Origin of the sequence: Aquella oligotrophica (genome assembly GCF_002892535.1) — a bacterium.
Taxonomy (GTDB): Bacteria; Pseudomonadota; Gammaproteobacteria; order Burkholderiales; family UBA11063; genus Aquella; species Aquella oligotrophica.
On sequence record NZ_CP024847.1, the window covers coordinates 779,230 to 795,580 of the forward strand.

Sequence of the window (16,351 nt, forward strand, 5' to 3'; positions counted from 1 at the left end):
AAATGCTATATCTGTCAACTATTATTTAACGAAAAATGAAGGGTTAGTAGCGGTAATTATGGATTCTAAAATTATATCAAAAATTTATCTGGCTTCAAAAAGTCCTAGACGACGTGAATTATTGGCGATGATGGGGGTGGACTTTGAGTTATTGGAGATAGATATTCCTGAAGAGGTCTTTCCGGGCGAGAGTTTTCGTGATTATTCGACGCGGATTTGTAATGAAAAAGCTGAAGCTGCATGGACGCATGTTTTGGCAAATAACTTAGCTATGATGCCGGTATTGACGGCAGATACCGAGGTCGTCTTTGACAATGTAGTATTTGGTAAGCCGATTGACTATCAAGATGCATTTCGGATGTGGCGGACACTTGCGGGCAATCATCATCTGGTAATCACCACTGTCACGCTAAAATACGGTGAATTTCATAAAACTGTGAGTAGTGAGAGCCGAGTTTATTTTGATCAGATGACTGATGAGGATATCCATGCCTATCTGGCAACTGGGGATTATCAAGATAAATCAGGCGCATATGGTATCCATACTTTTGCCGGACAGTTTATTCAGAAGATAGATGGCTGTTTTTATTCGATAATGGGCTTACCCCTAAATACGGTCAAGCATCTATTAGCTGAGTTAGCTAGATATGCAACTTAGTCGAGTATTGGTTTATCAAACTGGGGAAACGGTCTATTCTTTTGTCTACGCTAATGATAAATTGGTTTATGTCTTACAGGATGATTTGAATGAGCCAGCTACCGAATCGCTATTTAATGCGCGGGTAAGCCGTGTAAATCATAAATCAGGCTCGGCCTTTGTCGAGTACTTGCCGGGGCTTAGCGGTTGGATAAATCTAAAAGCTAGTAAAACCGGAGTGCAAAATGGAAGTAATATCGTCTGTCAGTTAGCTTGGCATGGTGATACTCAAAAACAGGCAAAATTACGTCCCGGAGTACAGCTTGCTGGTAAATATGTAGTCTGGCTTGATGATGATAAATTTGCTCTCCAGTCCAAAAAACTCTCCGAAGCTAAAAAGGATGAGCTGCTATCACGTACCGAGCTAAATCATGGGCGATGGATATTACGTAGCTCAGTCAATGATGAATCCGATCTGAGTTTAGTGATTAATGAAATAAAAATGATTAAGGAGCAGATACAAACCATCAAGGCTAGCAATAATCTGGGGTTAATATCTGCTGGTAAGCGGAATTATCTAAAACTATTACGCTCATTTCGCCTAGATAGTGGGTTTGAACTTACCACTAATAACGAAACTATTTATGATGAGATCAGATATTGGCAAGATCTCTGGCAAATCGATGTGATAAGCTTCAACCCCAAGCTTAATCTGACTAGCAATATCGATGAATATAGCCAGCTTCTTAATCAATCGATAATCACATTAGCCAATGGGGCGACTCTGGCGCTCGCTTCATTACACGGTATTCATGTTATCGATGTTAATAGTGCTAGTCTTGATATGAATGCATTTACTCTGAATAACGCAGTTATCGAGCAGATTTATCAGCAAATATGCCTTAGAAACTTACTGGGGATAATTCTGATCGATTTTGTTAAAAACATGAATCAAGAAGAGCAAGGGCGTATCATTACTAAACTAAATAAACTATTTGCTAGCGATGTGACAAGCACTAAGATACTTGGCTTTAGCCATGCCGGACTATGCGAGATAATCCGCAATAAATTTTAACTATCAAACCTAACCAAATATAAGGTCAATAATGGAAACTATACAATTAAACGAATTTAAGATAATCGGTATTATGGTCAGGACAAATAATAGCGATCTGGATAAATTAACTAATGATATGCAAGGGCTATGGGGGCGATTTATGGCTGAAGGAATCATGCAAAAAATTCCGAATCGGGTTGATGATGAGATTTGCTGTATCTACACCGATTATGAGGGCGATCATACTAAGCCATATACCGCGCTCCTTGGCTGCCGGGTAAGCTCTCTCGATGAAATTCCTGATGGATTATGTGGACGGCATTATGCTGGTAGTAAATATGCTAAGAAAGTTTATACGGGTAATATCCTTGCTGGTGCGGTTTATGCTGCATGGAAAGAAATCTGGTCGCTAAATCTGGAACGCAGCTATGTCGCGGATCTGGAAATCTACGGGGCTAAAGCCGCAAATCCAGAGAGTGCTGAATTTGAAATAATGATCGGGGTTAAATGAGGGTAAGCCACACCGGAGATGTAGTATTTTTATGAGTGGATAGGAATAAATGCATAAGGTATAACGTAAAAGGCATGCGGTTTATTGTTTAATAGCATTATCAATTCTCATGGTGATAAATGTTATAATTATGTATTAATCTATTAATAAAATTTGATCAATGCAAGAAGAAATAATCGCAGTAGTTCAAGATGTTGGATATTGTAGTGAAAATGTATTAACATCTTATTCGATTGAAGCTCCGGGTAGCTTTGCTGAAAAGCAGGGATTAGTCTACCGGGAAACAGTCAATTCTGTGCATAAGAAAAGCAAAGGGCAGTTCTTTAGCCCGTTTGAACTAGCAAAATTCATGGCTTCATTCTGCTCAATTAAATCTTCTCACATCACAATCCTTGATCCAGGCTGTGGTACAGGTATTTTATGTTGTACATTGGTTGAACATTTGGTAGATAATAGTAAAGTTAAGTCCATTGAATTAACTTGTTATGAAAATGATCCAGATATAATTCCATATCTAAAAAAATCGTTACTAAACCTACAACGTTGGTTAAATAAACGTAATATAAAATTCCTAACTAAGATAGTCCCAGATGATTTTATTATTTGTGCTAGTCAGATTGTTAATGACAAAAATGCAGCAAAATATGATGTTGTTATTTCAAACCCACCATATTTTAAATTGGATGTGACAGACACAAAAGTTGCCTTGACTGAGAAAGAAATTGGTCGCCAGTTTAATATTTATTCCATGTTTATGGCATATGCAGCCAAGCTACTTAATTCAGCAGGTGAGATGATATTTGTCACTCCTCGTAGTTTTGCCTCCGGGAAATATTTTAGGGGATTTCGTGATAAGTTTCTGCGGGTAGTTACTATAGAAAAAATTCATGTGTTCCGTTCTCGTCGTGCTATTTTTCGCCGAGATGGGGTGCTGCAGGATAACATTATCCTTAAAGCAGTAAAAAAATCTGATATTACTGGCGATGTAATTATTACTACATCGAATGACCTGCAGGATATAAATCAGCAGGAACATATGCGAATTGCACTCAGTAAGATTGTAAACTATAGTTCAAGTGAAAAAATTCTTCATATCCCTACCACACGTGAAGAAGAAAAGGTTTTGGAGATATTCTCTAGTTGGGAAAATAAACTTTCTGATTTTGATATTAAGGTTTCTACTGGTCGGGTGGTATATTTTCGGGCTAAAGAATTTCTCTTGCCGGAAGATTCTGAGAACTGCCAAAAAGTTCCGTTAATCTGGCTTCATAATGTTAATAACATGCTATTCGATTGGCCGTTAAATTATAAACAATGTCATCAATACCTTAAACTTGATGCAAAATCGCAACGCTTAACTATTCCAAATGGAAACTATATTTTTGTAAGACGCTTTAGTAGTAAAGATGATAAGCATCGCTTAATTGCTGCACCGTACATAAATAATAATCCCGAGTTTCCTGCTTTGGGAATTGAAAATCGGGTAAACTATTTATATAAAGCTAACGGTATGTTTACGCCTGAAGAGGTAATGGGATTATCTGAATTATTAAATAGCGAAATATATAATCAATACTTCCATACTTTTAGCGGTAGCCTAAATATTAGTGCAACAGAATTGAGGGAGTTATCTATCCCAAATTTTGAAGAAATAAAATTAATAAACAATCAAATATTTAAATAATTTGATTTTAATATTAGATTAGGTAACATAAATGAGTCAAAAGCAAATGGAGTTATTAACAAGTCAAATTGAAAAAGAGCGAAAAATTATAAAAACTGATAGCTATGCGATTTCTATAGGTGAATTGATTGCTATGTATAAAGATAATGAACTTGAGCTAACTCCTAATTACCAACGGTTATTTCGTTGGGATAATGATCATAAAACAAAATTCATCGAGTCTATTATTATTGGTATTCCCTTGCCGCCGATATTTGTAGCGCAAAAAAAGGGGGCTACATGGAATATTGTTGATGGTTTACAAAGGGTTTCAACCATACTACAGTTAAGTGGCGATCTCAAATTAAAACTGCCAAATGGTGAGGAGCAACCACCATTAACATTTATCAAACCAGAAAAATTAACTGCCATGGAAGGATTAACATGGGAAACGCTAGATGATGATACAAAAAGAATAATTCGGCGAACAAAGTTAGATGTAAAAATAATTGTAGTTGAAGATAACTACGTAGCGCAGTATGAATTATTCAAGCGACTCAATACTGGGGCAGTCCATTTAGAGCCACAAGAAATAAGAAATTGTTTAATTATTATGCTTAATGAGGAGTTTTACGAGAAAATAAATGAATTAAAAGATTTTGAGCCTTTTAGGAATTGTATTGCATTACAGCCAAAGAAATATGAGATAGAGTACCATATGGAGTTGATTTTACGATATTTAATTCTAAAGCATAATAATATTGATTTCGCACGTTATAATAGCTATACGTTATTAAGTGATTTTTTTGATGAAGAAGCAAAAAATTTGGTGCTAGATGGAAGTTTAAATTTAAATCTAGAAATTGAAACTTTTAAAAGAGTTTTTCGATTACTAGATTCATTGCTTCAGAGTTCGGTTTTTAGAAAATATAACTCAGATAGGTGTAATATAGAGGGTGGGTTTTCAACGACATTATTTGATGTGATTACCTTAGGCATTTCTTCCAATCTTGATAAGTACGAACAATTATCACCACAGTTAGTAATTGAGAAAATTAGAGGTATAACAAACGATTCACAATACAATCAAAATTCTGATAGAGGGATTAAAGCTATAACAAGAATAAAATCAATGATTGAATTTTCAAAAAATTATTTTACTGAATGAATATAGAACTGCTTGAAGAGCTTCTTGCTGCTGAATCCGCTTGGAGAAAAAAGGAGATTGCTGATTTAATTCTCATTTCTGAAGGTAATGATAATCCACCTGTTATTTTGAAGTCTATTCTTTTACAGTTATATGCTCACTGGGAAGGATTAATAAAACGTAGCGCTAAGCTATATTTGAGATATATAAAAGAGCGTAATCACAAATTTCATGAAGTTGAATTAAATTTTAAAGCCCTAGTGGTTAAGAATATCATTGCAGAATGCATAAAGAATCAAAATTCATTGCATCTAGCTAATGAAATGAATATAATACAAAAATTAGAGTTGGAAAATCTTAAATATGCTGTTGGGATCAATGTAGATAATGATCAAGACAACTCGATTATAGATACTGAATCAAACTTAACTCCAGAAGTGCTAAGAAAAATTCTTAATGTTATTGGGCTGACTTACAGGCAAGAGTATGAAGCCAAGAGTAGCTACCTTGATAAGAATTTTCTTCATAGGAGGCATACAATTGCTCACGGTAGTAAGATTGAAAATGATGAAAGTTTTTGTTTGGATATTGTAACAATACTAAATTTAAGAAAACTTGTTTTTTCAATATTAGATATTATTATAGATGAAATTCTTGAATATGCAATAAATGGGTTTTATCTGGTGGATAATAAAGATAAGTTAGAGCAATATTTACAGCAACAAAAATCTCGGATACAAGCTGTTTTTTCTGAGCTTTAATTTATATTAAAGGAGGAAAGTTTTCTAAGAACCTGTTTAGAATCTTTTCAAAATTAAGCCTACAAAAGCAAGAGATACCATTTGTAGGCTAGTACCTAAGTATCTCTCACAATTTTTCCATAATCTACGGCATTTCTCAAGCCAGCTAAAGGAACGCTCAACAATCCATCTCTTGGGTAAAACCACAAACTGATGCAGCTCATTTCTTTTAACAACTTCAACTCTAGCATTTAATATTCGATGGACTTCGGTTGCAAAGCTATCGCCTCTATAACCTCCATCTACCAATATATTCTGTACCCCAGCCAGATTACGTTTGGCTCCTTCAAACATTAATATTGCTCCTGCGCGGTCAGTTACATTTGCAGTTGTAACATGAATAGCATGTGGTAGTCCCTGCGTGTCTACTGCAATGTGACGCTTTATTCCTGATACTTTTTTACCCGCATCATAGCCCTTATTCTCGGCTGTATTAGTATTCTTCACGCTTTGTGCGTCTACTATGCAGAAACTCGTCATTGCGTTCCTGCCATTTTCGGTACGTACTAAGCCTACCAATTTTTTTTAAGACTATCTCTATAATACTGTCTTCATTGCTTTCTGGCTTTTTTGCCCACATGTTAAAGTAAAAATAAACTGTTTCCCATTTTGGAAAATCACTTGGTAACATTCGCCATTGGCAACCACTTTTGAGAACATAGTAGACTGCGCAAAATACATCGTACAGATCTATTTTGCGAGGTTTTGTCTTTTTACGTGCTAATTCTAATTCTGGCAATATTAACTCAAATTGTTCTCTGCTTACGTCGCTTGGATATGATTTTCTCATTGTACTCGCTCTTTATTACTAACAGCCAGTAGTTTAATCCTTTTGGCAATTTAATTCCAAACAGGTTCTAAGACAGTAGCTTTCTGTAGATCATCAAGTTCCAGAGTAATTAAATTAGGTAAGTGTGCACCCAGCTAGCCAGTTCACACCCAAGCTAGTTATCAACTCGATAGTTGTAGTTGTTAGTATGAAAGTTCTCATATATCCCCCTTTTCCGCTAGTCTGATCTAGCTTAGATTTTATTGTAAGCAAAGAATTTTTAATATAAGATAATATAAAAATCAGCAATAAAAAGAATAGTAACGGGTGAGAACATAGCTGTATAGGAGTTGAACCTATTAACTTACCCACTTGCATAATTTAACTATCCCCAAATTATATCCGTTTCACTTAAAATAGTCAAAATTATATTACGATAAAAACATTGGTGTATCTCTTTACCAACATAAAAACCAATTCATTCAGCCAATAGGGCAACCATTAACTACACTCATAATGCTAAAATAAGACCCTATTAATATTCATAAATAATTAAAGAGTTACAATTAATGAAAAAGTATCATTCGCAAGTGTTTATACTAAGAAGCATGATTGCAATAGGTTGGTAGGGCGCATTTTTAGCCTTGAAGAAGTAGCATGGAATTGCTAGGTGTTATGTAGAAAAAGAATCGTCATATTTGGCTTCTGTAGCGGTTAGAGATAGATTCTGATGGGGTAATAGGTTAATTTGACGACACAATATAAGTAACGCTAAACTGCAATTATCTTCATTTAACTTCTTTAATTATGCTATAATTTGCGGATTTTAAAAAAGGTAACCTAATGCTTAAACCTAAATTTATTCAAGCCATCAATCTGATCCAGATTGATTTATTGGCTCTTTTTGCATTGGTACCGTGAATAACAGATTTAAAAACTCACTATTTTATTAGTGAGTTTTTTTTTGCCTGAATATAATTTAATAAGGATTTTTAGATGCTGGAAAAATTAATTTTGGATATGTATGATGTCGGAATGATTAAATTTGGTGAATTTACGCTTAAATCAGGCAAACAATCTTATGTCTATGCAGACATTCGCACCGCAATCTCACATCCAACAATCTTTACCACTTTGTGTGATTTACTTTATAGCAAAATGACGGGGTTAAACTATGACTTAATTTGTGGTGTTCCATATTCTGCGCTGACTTTTGCCAGTGGAATAGCTTATGCCCACAAAATCCCTATGTTGCTTAAACGCAAAGAAGCTAAGGATTATGGCACAAAAAAAATCCTTGAGGGTAATTATAAATCTGGTGATCGCTGCTTAATAATTGAAGATGTAATCACAACTGGAATGAGTATCAGTGAAACTACTACAGTTATTGAAGAAGCCGGAGTTAAGGTAAGCGATATTGTCTGCTTTGTAGATAGAAATCAAGGTGGGCGAGAAAGAATGCAATCTCAGGGATATACCTTACATAGCATTATTGATTTATATCAGCTGATTGATATTTTATTAGAACATGGCAAAATAAGTACAGAAGATAAAGCTAAAGCCGTAGCTTTGATTGGGGTGTAAGATGCAAATGCAAAAAGCTTATTTAAAATTAGCAAATGGACGAATTTTTGAAGGACTAGCACCAGACTGGCAAACAGATAGCAGTTATGGTGAAGTGGTTTTTAATACCGGGATGACCGGCTATGAAGAAACCCTAACTGACCCATCATATTCAGGGCAGATTCTGACTTTCACCTTTCCCATCTTGGGTAATTATGGCGTATCGGCTGGCAAACGTTGGGAGTCAGAGAAAATACATGCCAAAGGCGTAATTTGTGAGACTGTTTTTGATGAGCCAGCACATCATTCACAACGACAAACATTTTTAAGCTGGCTTAAACAGAATAATATACCACTTATTTGCGGGGTTGATACTCGTGAACTTACCAAAGTTATTCGTGAATATGGTGTTTTAAGCGGTGTTATCACCACAAAAGCTGATTTAGAGCCAGATTTTAGCGATAGTATGACTCATGACTGGGTTAAGGAAGTTTCCCCTAAAGAGGTACAAACTATTGGTAATGGAAAATATAAGGTGATTTTGGTCGATTGCGGCGCTAAAGAAAATATTATCCGTTGTCTATTAAATTTCGATATTACCCTAAAAAGAGTCCCATTCGACTATGACTATAGTAATGAAGATTATGATGGAGTGATGTTATCCAATGGTCCGGGCGACCCCAAATTATGTAATCAAACAGTAGCAGTTTTGGCTAAAGCAATGACTAGAAACAAACCGATATTTGGTATTTGCCTTGGTTCACAACTTATGGCTCTTGCAATCGGTGCTAATACCTATAAACTCAAATATGGACATCGCGGACATAATCAGCCATGTATTGATTTAAAACGTGATCGCTGTTATCTGACTTCACAAAATCATAGCTATGCGGTTGATGATAAAACTTTGCCTAGTGATTGGGAAGTAACATTCCGTCATCTTAATGATAATACTGTCGCTGGTATAGCACACACAAGTGGCATGTATAGCGCAGTTCAATTCCATCCGGAAGCAAGTAGTGGACCACAAGATACATTTTATCTGTTTGAACAGTTTTTTAACCAGATTCAGGCTGGAGGTAGCAAATAATGAAGAATATTCTGATTTTAGGCTCAGGTGGTTTACGCGTTGGTCAGGCCGGAGAGTTTGATTACTCTGGTTCACAAGCAATCAAAGCCTTCAAAGAAGAAGGCTATCGAGTAATTTTGGTAAACCCTAATATCGCTACAGTGCAGACAGATAAATCAATGGCAGATGAGATTTATTTTGTGCCGCTACAGCAGGAGTTTGTTGCACCAATTATTGAAAAAGAGCAGATAAACCTGATTGCTCTAGGCTTTGGCGGACAAACTGCACTTAATCTTGGTTTAGAACTATATCATAGTGGCATCTTAGATAAACATAATGTAAAAGTATTAGGCTCAAGTGTAGAAACGATTGAAGCAACCGAAGATCGTGATATTTTCCGTGACTATCTGGAAAAAAACAAGGTAAAAACGCCAAAAAGTAAATCGGCAACTAGCATTGATGAAGCAATTGCGGTTGGCCGCGAATTTGGCTATCCGTTAATGCTCCGTGCTGCGTTTTCTCTGGGCGGACTTGGTTCGGGTAAAGTTTTTAACGAAAAAGATCTGATTGATAAAACTAGTAAAGCATTAAGTACAACACCACAGGTATTACTTGAAGAATATCTGACTGGCTGGAAAGAGTTTGAATACGAGATTGTCCGTGATATGAAAGGGAATAGCCTAACTATCTGCAATATGGAAAATCTTGATCCAATGGGTATCCACACTGGTGAAAGTATCGTAATTGCCCCAGCGCAAACTCTTAATGATGAAGAACATCAGAATCTACGCAATATTGCGCTTCAATGTGCCGAGATTTTTAATATCATTGGCGAATGTAATATTCAGTTTTCGGTAAATCCGGCTAATGGCGATTACCGGGTAATTGAGATGAATCCGCGCCTATCTCGTTCTTCAGCATTGGCATCAAAAGCAACTGGTTATCCACTCGCATTTGTGGCTGCCAAACTATGCCTTGGCTTTAGCCTCAACCAATTAACCAATCAAGTTACTAAAAAAACTACTGCTTTCTTTGAACCTGCACTTGATTATGTAGTGGTAAAAATTCCGCGTTGGGATACCCATAAATTACGCCTAGCAGAACGCACCATTGGTACTGAAATGAAATCAGTTGGTGAAGTGATGGGAATTGGAAGAACCTTCCCCGAAGCCTTACAAAAAGCAGTACAAATGTTAAATATTGGTGCTTCAGGCTTACATGACTATATCTGGCCAATTTTGAACCTGAAAAATGAAGTCGAATTTGCTACCGACCGCCGGATATTTGCCTTATATCGCTGGTTTTATGAAGGTGGTACAGTCAATGAAGCGCAACAGTTATCAAGAATTGATCCATGGTTTTTGACACAAATTAAGCAGATTGCAGATATTGCTTTAGAAGTGAAATCTAGTCAATTAAATTCAGAACTATTACTTAAAGCTAAAAAATTTGGCTTTAGTGATAAAACTATTGCCAAACTTACAGAAGCAAATGAAGAGGCAATTCGGGCTAAGCGGTTGGAGTATGCTATTACGCCAGTAGTGAAACAGATTGATACTGTTGCCAATGAGTTTACTGCCGAAACCAATTATCTTTACACGACTTACCATGGTAAATATCATGATATTAGTCCAACTGAAGCCACAGATAATCTAATCTCCAATGGAGCTTATGTAATTATTGGTTCTGGACCATATTCAATTGGTTCATCAGTTGAATTTGACTGGTGTACTGTTAATTTGGCACGTCAGTTACGTGCTCATGGTAAAAAAGTTATCATTCTAAACTCCAATCCTGAAACAGTATCAACCGATTATGATGAATCAGATCGGCTTTATTTTGAAGCATTGACTCTTGAACGGGTTTGCGATATTCTCGATTTTGAAAATGTGGCTGGTGTATGTGTTAGTGTTGGTGGACAAATTGCCAATAATTTAGCTTTAGCTTTGCATAAACGTGGTTATCCAATTTTGGGTACTTCACCACTGGATATTGATAAAGCCGAAGATCGGGCTAAATTCTCCTCTATGCTAAATGAATTAAATATCGATCAGCCACGCTGGATTAATGCTACTAGCAGTGAAGAGATTCAGGCGTTTATCGCCGAAGTTGGTTTACCAGTATTAATTCGCCCATCATATGTATTATCTGGTGCAGCAATGAAAGTGGTTTCTGACCAAAACACCCTCAATAGTTACCTTAATGATGCGATGCTAATTTCCAATGAGCATCCGGTCGTGATTTCACAGTTTATCGAAAACGCTAAAGAATTGGAAATTGATGGAATTGCCCAAAACGGACGGATTGTTATTGATTCAATAAGTGAACATATTGAAAATGCAGGGGTACACTCCGGTGATGCAACGTTGGTATTTCCACCAGAACGCTTATATCTGAAAACTGTCAATCGTGCCCGTGATATTGCACGTAAAATAGTTAAAGCATTAAATATCAGCGGCCCATTTAATATGCAGTTTATTGCGCGGAATAATGAATTAAAGGTAATCGAATGTAATGTTCGTGCCTCGCGCTCATTCCCGTTCATTTCAAAAGTTAGTGGACAAAATCTGGTTGAATTGATGGCAAAGGTGTTCTTAAATCAGGAAATTACTCAAACCTATAATACTCTTGATTGTGGCGTAGTTGGCGTTAAAAGTCCAGTATTCTCGTATAGCCGCTTTAAAGGTTCGGATCCGGTGGCTCAGGTAGAGATGTCATCAACTGGTGAAGTTGCCTGTATTGGTAAAGATATGCTTGAGACATTCTATCAATCTTGGTTATCGGTGGGGCAGCGGATTAATAAAAAAGCTATTCTCCTAAGTGTCGATGATAAATATAAACAAAAAATCCTGCCAATAGTTAAACAACTAAGTGATCAAGGTTGGCAGTTTGTTGCCACTGGTTCAACCCATGATATGCTTGTTGAAAGTGGGATTCAGTCAAAATTTGTCTTTAAATTATCGGAACAGGTAGAACCAAATATTGAACGTCCAATTATCAATAAAGAAGTTGGGCTAATTATTAATTTGCCAGGCGATAGCTTTAATACCAGCCAGCATTCCGATGGCTTCAAAATTCGTCGTCTCGCAATTGACTATCACATCCCGTTAGTAACTAATTTCCAATTAAGTGAAATACTACTAGAAAGTTTAACTGTAATATTCGATAAACCAATGACAGTTTATTCTTATAATGAATTATTAAAAGGTGCCAATAATGCTTAATTTAGCCAAAGGATTAATCGCACTACAGGATTTAAGTAAGGCGGATATCCTCTCAATTCTTACTCATGCACGTAGTTTCAAACAAGGGTTACGTAAAAATACTCTCGAAGGCAAAGTAATTGCTTCCTGTTTTTTTGAAGCTTCAACGCGTACCCGGCTGTCTTTTGAATCAGCCGTTGCTTACTTAGGTGGTAAAACCATTGGTTTTGCAGATAGTAGCGCTACCTCACAAACAAATAAAGGTGAAAGCTTTGTTGATACGCTACGAATGTTAAATTGTTATGCTGATGGTTTTATAATGCGTCATCCCAATGATGGTGCTGCCCGTTTGGCTTCCGAAATCATGTCAATCCCAGTGATTAATGCCGGCGATGGAGCGAATCAGCATCCGACCCAGACTCTACTTGATTTATTTTCAATACAAGATAGTCAGGGACAATTAGAAGAAATACATCTTGGTTTAATGGGCGATCTGAAATATAGCCGAACAGTCCACTCATTGATAGATGCCAGTAAATTATTCAATATGCGTCTATATTTGATTGCTCCTGCACCACTTAGAATACCTAGTGAGGATCTGATTGAGCTAAAACGTCATGGCATTAGTTATTCTTTTCATAATAGCCCAGAAGACGTAATTGATAAACTGGATTGTCTATACCTTACTCGCTTACAAAAAGAGCGCTTTAGTAGCGAAATTGATTGTAATTATAGGATTAATCTGGAGTTACTCGCAAAAGCTAAGCCAAATCTACGGATACTTCATCCATTGCCAAGACTAGAGGAGTTACCAACAGAAATCGATAATACGCCATATGCTTATTATTTTGAACAAGCAAGGAATGGACTTTTTGTGCGGCAGGCATTATTAGACATAATTTTTGGAGGCTATGATGGCAAATAAAAAGATTGGCGCGATTGAAAATGGTATAAATCTGGATCATATTCCTCAGGGTAATGCGTGGTATATTATTAAGTTACTTAAACTGGAGCGCAAATATCCAGTCGGAATTGGGCTTAATCTCTTGAGTAAACGGATGGGAGTTAAAGATCTAGTAAAGGTAGAAAACTACTTCCTGACTGATAAGCAATTAAAGGCTGTAAGTGTTTTTGCACCGGGTGCAACTTATAGCGAAATTCGTAATTATGAGGTAGTCCGCAAAATCCAGTTAACACTGCCGGAAAGTATCGATGAGCTGATCATATGTCCGAATCACCGTTGTATTTCCCATCAGTATCGTTCCTTGTTTAGATTAAGTTACAGTAATGAAAATGCGATTGCTCAGTGTCATTACTGTGAACATCATTTTAACTTGTCAGATTTGAATGCGTTCCAGTTGTAATTCTTTGAAGTAGTTGATAAAATTTCTTATTTGATTTTTAAGGTGGATTCTAGATGTAGCCATTCATATTTCTCCTGATTGGAATATGGGCTAGTTTTTCAGAGGTGTTTTTCTTTAAGGAAAGTATATAAAACAAGAGAGTATGCTTGGTAAGTAGGATTAAGTTATTATATAATTGTTATCTGGACAATTTTCACAATTCGGAGATTATAATCTTTTAGAGTAAGGGAGAATACCATGCATAAATTATTAGTAACTTCACTAGGCCTTTTAGTTATTGGTTGCTCATCACTTGACATGAGCACTCTAAAATGCCGGAATATGCAGATTACCAACAAAACAACGTTGAAGCAAGTTCAGGATATGTGCCTGATTTCAAGCCAAAGTTCGCGGTCTTCGGGGTTGTACGAGGTTCAGTTTAGAAATGATACTACCGAGAAAAGTGTCAAGTGTGATTTCGCAACCAATTCACCTGACGCTGTAGTTAATGGATGTCGTTAACGTATATTTAATTAATAGTAAGCTGGAATGTTAAGTCATTCCGGCTTGTTATCTATAGCCATTTAATATCAGCCAAATAAAACCCGAGTGCCAACTACAATTAGAATAAAGCCCAAAATACGGTTAATTAGCTGTTCACGTTTAAAATATCCTGTTTGAATTTTTGGATGACTTAAAACTAGTGCAACACTGGCAAACCAACAAAAAACCATGATTGCATTACCAATAACTATCCCGGCATTGGTAAATACGCTCGGATGCTGTTGTTCGGTAAATGCCAGAATTGCCCCTGAGATTGTATAGAGCTTTGGGTTAAGCAAATTGGTAAAAAAACCATTGCGATAGTAAACAATTAGAGGCTCTGAGGGGGCTACTTCATAGCTAATTCGTTCATGATGACTTTTACTTTTTATACTCATTATCCCGAGATAAATAAGGTAAGTCCCACAAATTAGCCCTAATGCAAGCTTGACAAATTTATAGGTGAAAAGAAATTTCAAGCCACAAATCAGAATAGTAAATGAAATAAAGCAGCCTGTAGCTATTCCCGCAGCCGAAATTAACCCAGCCTTACGACCAAATGAAAGGGAGTTCCTAAGCACCATAAAAAAATCTGGTCCTGGAGAGATAACTCCCAAGAGCAAGATAATTAAGGTTTTAACTATCAATCCAGTATCAAACATATTTTTCCTTAATTCATTTCATCAAATTGTTTAGGTTGGAAGATTAGCCAAAATAAGAGTCCGCCACAAAGTATAATTAATGAACCAACTAGTATTGGTAGTTTTGCATGATGGGCGGCAACGTAGCCTGCGAGCATTGCCGGAATTGCTTGTGCCAGTGCTGATGAACTTGAGCTGATGCCCATTGCCTCACCACGAATATTTGCTGGAGTTACTCGAGTAATCAGTGCTGTGCTAAATGCCATAGTGAGAGCATTTCCTAATGCCATAAAAGGAGGTATGAGATAGATAAGTCCAATGTGACTAAATGGTATAAAATAATATACTCCAACACATATACCGGTGATAAATAGAGAAATTCTAAGTATCTGGAAATCTGCCACTCGTCCGGATAATCTACGAACTATCATACCCTGAGCAAAAACAATCATTATTCCAATATACGCATAGAAATTACCAATTTTACCCTGACTAAATCCAAATTCATCAGCAAGTACTACTGCCCAGAAAGTAGTGAAGAATGTAAATCCTGCGTTAAATAGAAAAGTTGTTGGAATTATATTCCTAAGTCCGGGAGTTGAAAAAGCTTTATTTATATTATGAAAGGGCTTGGAGAGATCAATTTGCTTATCACTTGCAACTTTTAGTGTTTCTGGTAACAAAGCAAGTACTAAAAGCACATTAATAAAACTTAAGATGGCGGCAAACCAGAATGGAGTTGAGCTATTAAACCAGCTGACCACTGCTGGGTCTGAGAGCTTACCTCCCAAAAAAGGTCCCATAATGAAGCCAATTCCAAATGACATGCCAATCAAGCCAAAGTTTTTTGCTCGGTTTTGTGGCGTGCTTATATCTCCGATAACTGCTTGAGCAACTGATATATTGCCTCCAGAAGCACCATCTAGTGCCCGTGAAATAAACATTAACGGGATATTCTTGCTAACTATACCAATAGCAAACAAAATATAAGAAATACAAGTACCACTGATTGATAAGGCAAGAATTTTACGTCGCCCATAACGGTCTGCTAATTGTCCTAGGATCGGTGCACACAAAAATTGGGCTAATGGAAAGCAGGTTAATAGCCAGCCAAGCATTATAAATCCTTCAGCAGTTGTCCAGCTATCAGGGATAACCCTAAATGTAGAATGTGGAACTACCAACATTGGGAACACAGGGATTAGTATACCTACTCCCAACATATCAATGAGTATGGTTAAAAATATTGTCCATAGAATTTTGTTACTGTTTTTATTTGTTGACATATATATCGGATAGAATATTGATTAAAGGTAAATTATAGCATAATCAATGCTTTTACGATAGCTCTACAATAATTCAGGGTTCTATTTTTTTAGACTTACATAATTCTGATATAATCAGG

Annotated in this window: 14 protein-coding genes; 11 read left to right on the top strand and 3 right to left on the bottom strand. The window is 36.4% G+C overall.

Going from position 1 to position 16,351, the window contains the following annotated elements; all coding sequences use genetic code 11:
• Positions 1-58: 58 nt before the first annotated feature.
• From CUN60_RS03570 to CUN60_RS03595, 6 genes are all read left to right on the top strand, one after another.
• Positions 59-658 (top strand): Maf family protein, encoded by a 600-nt coding sequence (locus CUN60_RS03570; protein WP_102950712.1) that lies wholly within the window; start codon positions 59-61, stop codon positions 656-658.
• Positions 648-1,712, top strand: coding sequence for a ribonuclease E/G (locus CUN60_RS03575; protein WP_102950713.1), 1,065 nt, complete (start codon positions 648-650; stop codon positions 1,710-1,712). Before CUN60_RS03570 ends, CUN60_RS03575 begins: the two co-directional genes overlap by 11 nt.
• Before the next feature lie 31 nt (positions 1,713-1,743).
• Positions 1,744-2,205 (top strand): GyrI-like domain-containing protein, encoded by a 462-nt coding sequence (locus tag CUN60_RS03580; protein ID WP_102950714.1) that lies wholly within the window; start codon positions 1,744-1,746, stop codon positions 2,203-2,205.
• Positions 2,206-2,365: 160 nt separating this feature from the next.
• Entirely contained in the window at positions 2,366-3,889 is a 1,524-nt protein-coding gene (locus CUN60_RS03585; RefSeq protein ID WP_102950715.1) for an Eco57I restriction-modification methylase domain-containing protein, read from the top strand.
• A 31-nt stretch (positions 3,890-3,920) separates the two neighbouring features.
• Positions 3,921-5,036 (top strand): DUF262 domain-containing protein, encoded by a 1,116-nt coding sequence (locus CUN60_RS03590; RefSeq protein ID WP_102950716.1) that lies wholly within the window; start codon positions 3,921-3,923, stop codon positions 5,034-5,036.
• Positions 5,033-5,776 carry an MAE_28990/MAE_18760 family HEPN-like nuclease gene (locus CUN60_RS03595; RefSeq protein WP_102950717.1) on the top strand — a complete coding sequence of 248 codons (744 nt, stop codon included), beginning with the start codon at positions 5,033-5,035 and terminating at the stop codon, positions 5,774-5,776. Before CUN60_RS03590 ends, CUN60_RS03595 begins: the two co-directional genes overlap by 4 nt.
• Before the next feature lie 36 nt (positions 5,777-5,812).
• Here the strand turns inward: CUN60_RS03595 and CUN60_RS03600 are convergent.
• A protein-coding gene (locus tag CUN60_RS03600) for an IS5 family transposase (protein ID WP_102950127.1) occupies positions 5,813-6,605 on the bottom strand; the annotation gives its coding sequence in 2 pieces (ribosomal slippage) (positions 5,813-6,340 and positions 6,342-6,605; 792 coding nt in all).
• Positions 6,606-7,580: 975 nt separating this feature from the next.
• On the opposite strand from CUN60_RS03600, the gene pyrE reads away from it, so the two are divergent.
• Genes pyrE through CUN60_RS03625 form a run of 5 tightly spaced genes read left to right on the top strand, consistent with a single transcriptional unit; the run spans position 7,581 to position 13,783 of the window.
• The gene (gene pyrE / locus CUN60_RS03605; RefSeq protein WP_102950718.1) at positions 7,581-8,168 is read left to right on the top strand and encodes an orotate phosphoribosyltransferase; all 588 of its coding nucleotides are present in this window, start codon (positions 7,581-7,583) and stop codon (positions 8,166-8,168) included.
• A 1-nt stretch (position 8,169) separates the two neighbouring features.
• Positions 8,170-9,237 (top strand): glutamine-hydrolyzing carbamoyl-phosphate synthase small subunit, encoded by a 1,068-nt coding sequence (gene carA, locus CUN60_RS03610; RefSeq protein ID WP_102950719.1) that lies wholly within the window; start codon positions 8,170-8,172, stop codon positions 9,235-9,237.
• Entirely contained in the window at positions 9,237-12,440 is a 3,204-nt protein-coding gene (gene carB / locus CUN60_RS03615; RefSeq protein ID WP_102950720.1) for a carbamoyl-phosphate synthase (glutamine-hydrolyzing) large subunit, read from the top strand. The genes carA and carB overlap by 1 nt, the downstream gene beginning before the upstream one ends.
• Entirely contained in the window at positions 12,433-13,344 is a 912-nt protein-coding gene (pyrB, locus tag CUN60_RS03620; RefSeq protein WP_102950721.1) for an aspartate carbamoyltransferase, read from the top strand. Before carB ends, pyrB begins: the two co-directional genes overlap by 8 nt.
• Positions 13,331-13,783, top strand: a complete 453-nt coding sequence (locus tag CUN60_RS03625) for an aspartate carbamoyltransferase regulatory subunit (protein ID WP_102950722.1) — start codon at positions 13,331-13,333, stop codon at positions 13,781-13,783. The genes pyrB and CUN60_RS03625 overlap by 14 nt, the downstream gene beginning before the upstream one ends.
• 569 nt (positions 13,784-14,352) lie before the next feature.
• On the opposite strand, the gene CUN60_RS03635 is transcribed toward CUN60_RS03625, so the two are convergent.
• Together CUN60_RS03635 and CUN60_RS03640 are read right to left on the bottom strand one after the other, a co-directional pair.
• Positions 14,353-14,967 (bottom strand): LysE family translocator, encoded by a 615-nt coding sequence (locus CUN60_RS03635; protein ID WP_102950724.1) that lies wholly within the window; start codon positions 14,965-14,967, stop codon positions 14,353-14,355.
• An 8-nt stretch (positions 14,968-14,975) separates the two neighbouring features.
• Positions 14,976-16,232 carry an MFS transporter gene (locus CUN60_RS03640; RefSeq protein ID WP_102950725.1) on the bottom strand — a complete coding sequence of 419 codons (1,257 nt, stop codon included), beginning with the start codon at positions 16,230-16,232 and terminating at the stop codon, positions 14,976-14,978.
• Positions 16,233-16,351 lie beyond the last annotated feature (119 nt).

Excerpts from the sequence above, each read along its gene's own strand:
- CUN60_RS03580 (WP_102950714.1), top strand. The coding sequence starts at position 1,744 with ATGGAAACTATACAATTAAACGAATTTAAGATAATCGGTATTATGGTC.
- CUN60_RS03625 (WP_102950722.1), top strand. The coding sequence starts at position 13,331 with ATGATGGCAAATAAAAAGATTGGCGCGATTGAAAATGGTATAAATCTG.
- CUN60_RS03635 (WP_102950724.1), bottom strand. The coding sequence starts at position 14,967 with ATGTTTGATACTGGATTGATAGTTAAAACCTTAATTATCTTGCTCTTG.
- CUN60_RS03575 (WP_102950713.1), top strand. The coding sequence starts at position 648 with ATGCAACTTAGTCGAGTATTGGTTTATCAAACTGGGGAAACGGTCTAT.
- carA (WP_102950719.1), top strand. The coding sequence starts at position 8,170 with ATGCAAATGCAAAAAGCTTATTTAAAATTAGCAAATGGACGAATTTTT.
- CUN60_RS03570 (WP_102950712.1), top strand. The coding sequence starts at position 59 with ATGGATTCTAAAATTATATCAAAAATTTATCTGGCTTCAAAAAGTCCT.
- CUN60_RS03640 (WP_102950725.1), bottom strand. The coding sequence starts at position 16,232 with ATGTCAACAAATAAAAACAGTAACAAAATTCTATGGACAATATTTTTA.
- CUN60_RS03585 (WP_102950715.1), top strand. The coding sequence starts at position 2,366 with ATGCAAGAAGAAATAATCGCAGTAGTTCAAGATGTTGGATATTGTAGT.
- CUN60_RS03595 (WP_102950717.1), top strand. The coding sequence starts at position 5,033 with ATGAATATAGAACTGCTTGAAGAGCTTCTTGCTGCTGAATCCGCTTGG.
- CUN60_RS03590 (WP_102950716.1), top strand. The coding sequence starts at position 3,921 with ATGAGTCAAAAGCAAATGGAGTTATTAACAAGTCAAATTGAAAAAGAG.
- pyrE (WP_102950718.1), top strand. The coding sequence starts at position 7,581 with ATGCTGGAAAAATTAATTTTGGATATGTATGATGTCGGAATGATTAAA.
- carB (WP_102950720.1), top strand. The coding sequence starts at position 9,237 with ATGAAGAATATTCTGATTTTAGGCTCAGGTGGTTTACGCGTTGGTCAG.
- pyrB (WP_102950721.1), top strand. The coding sequence starts at position 12,433 with ATGCTTAATTTAGCCAAAGGATTAATCGCACTACAGGATTTAAGTAAG.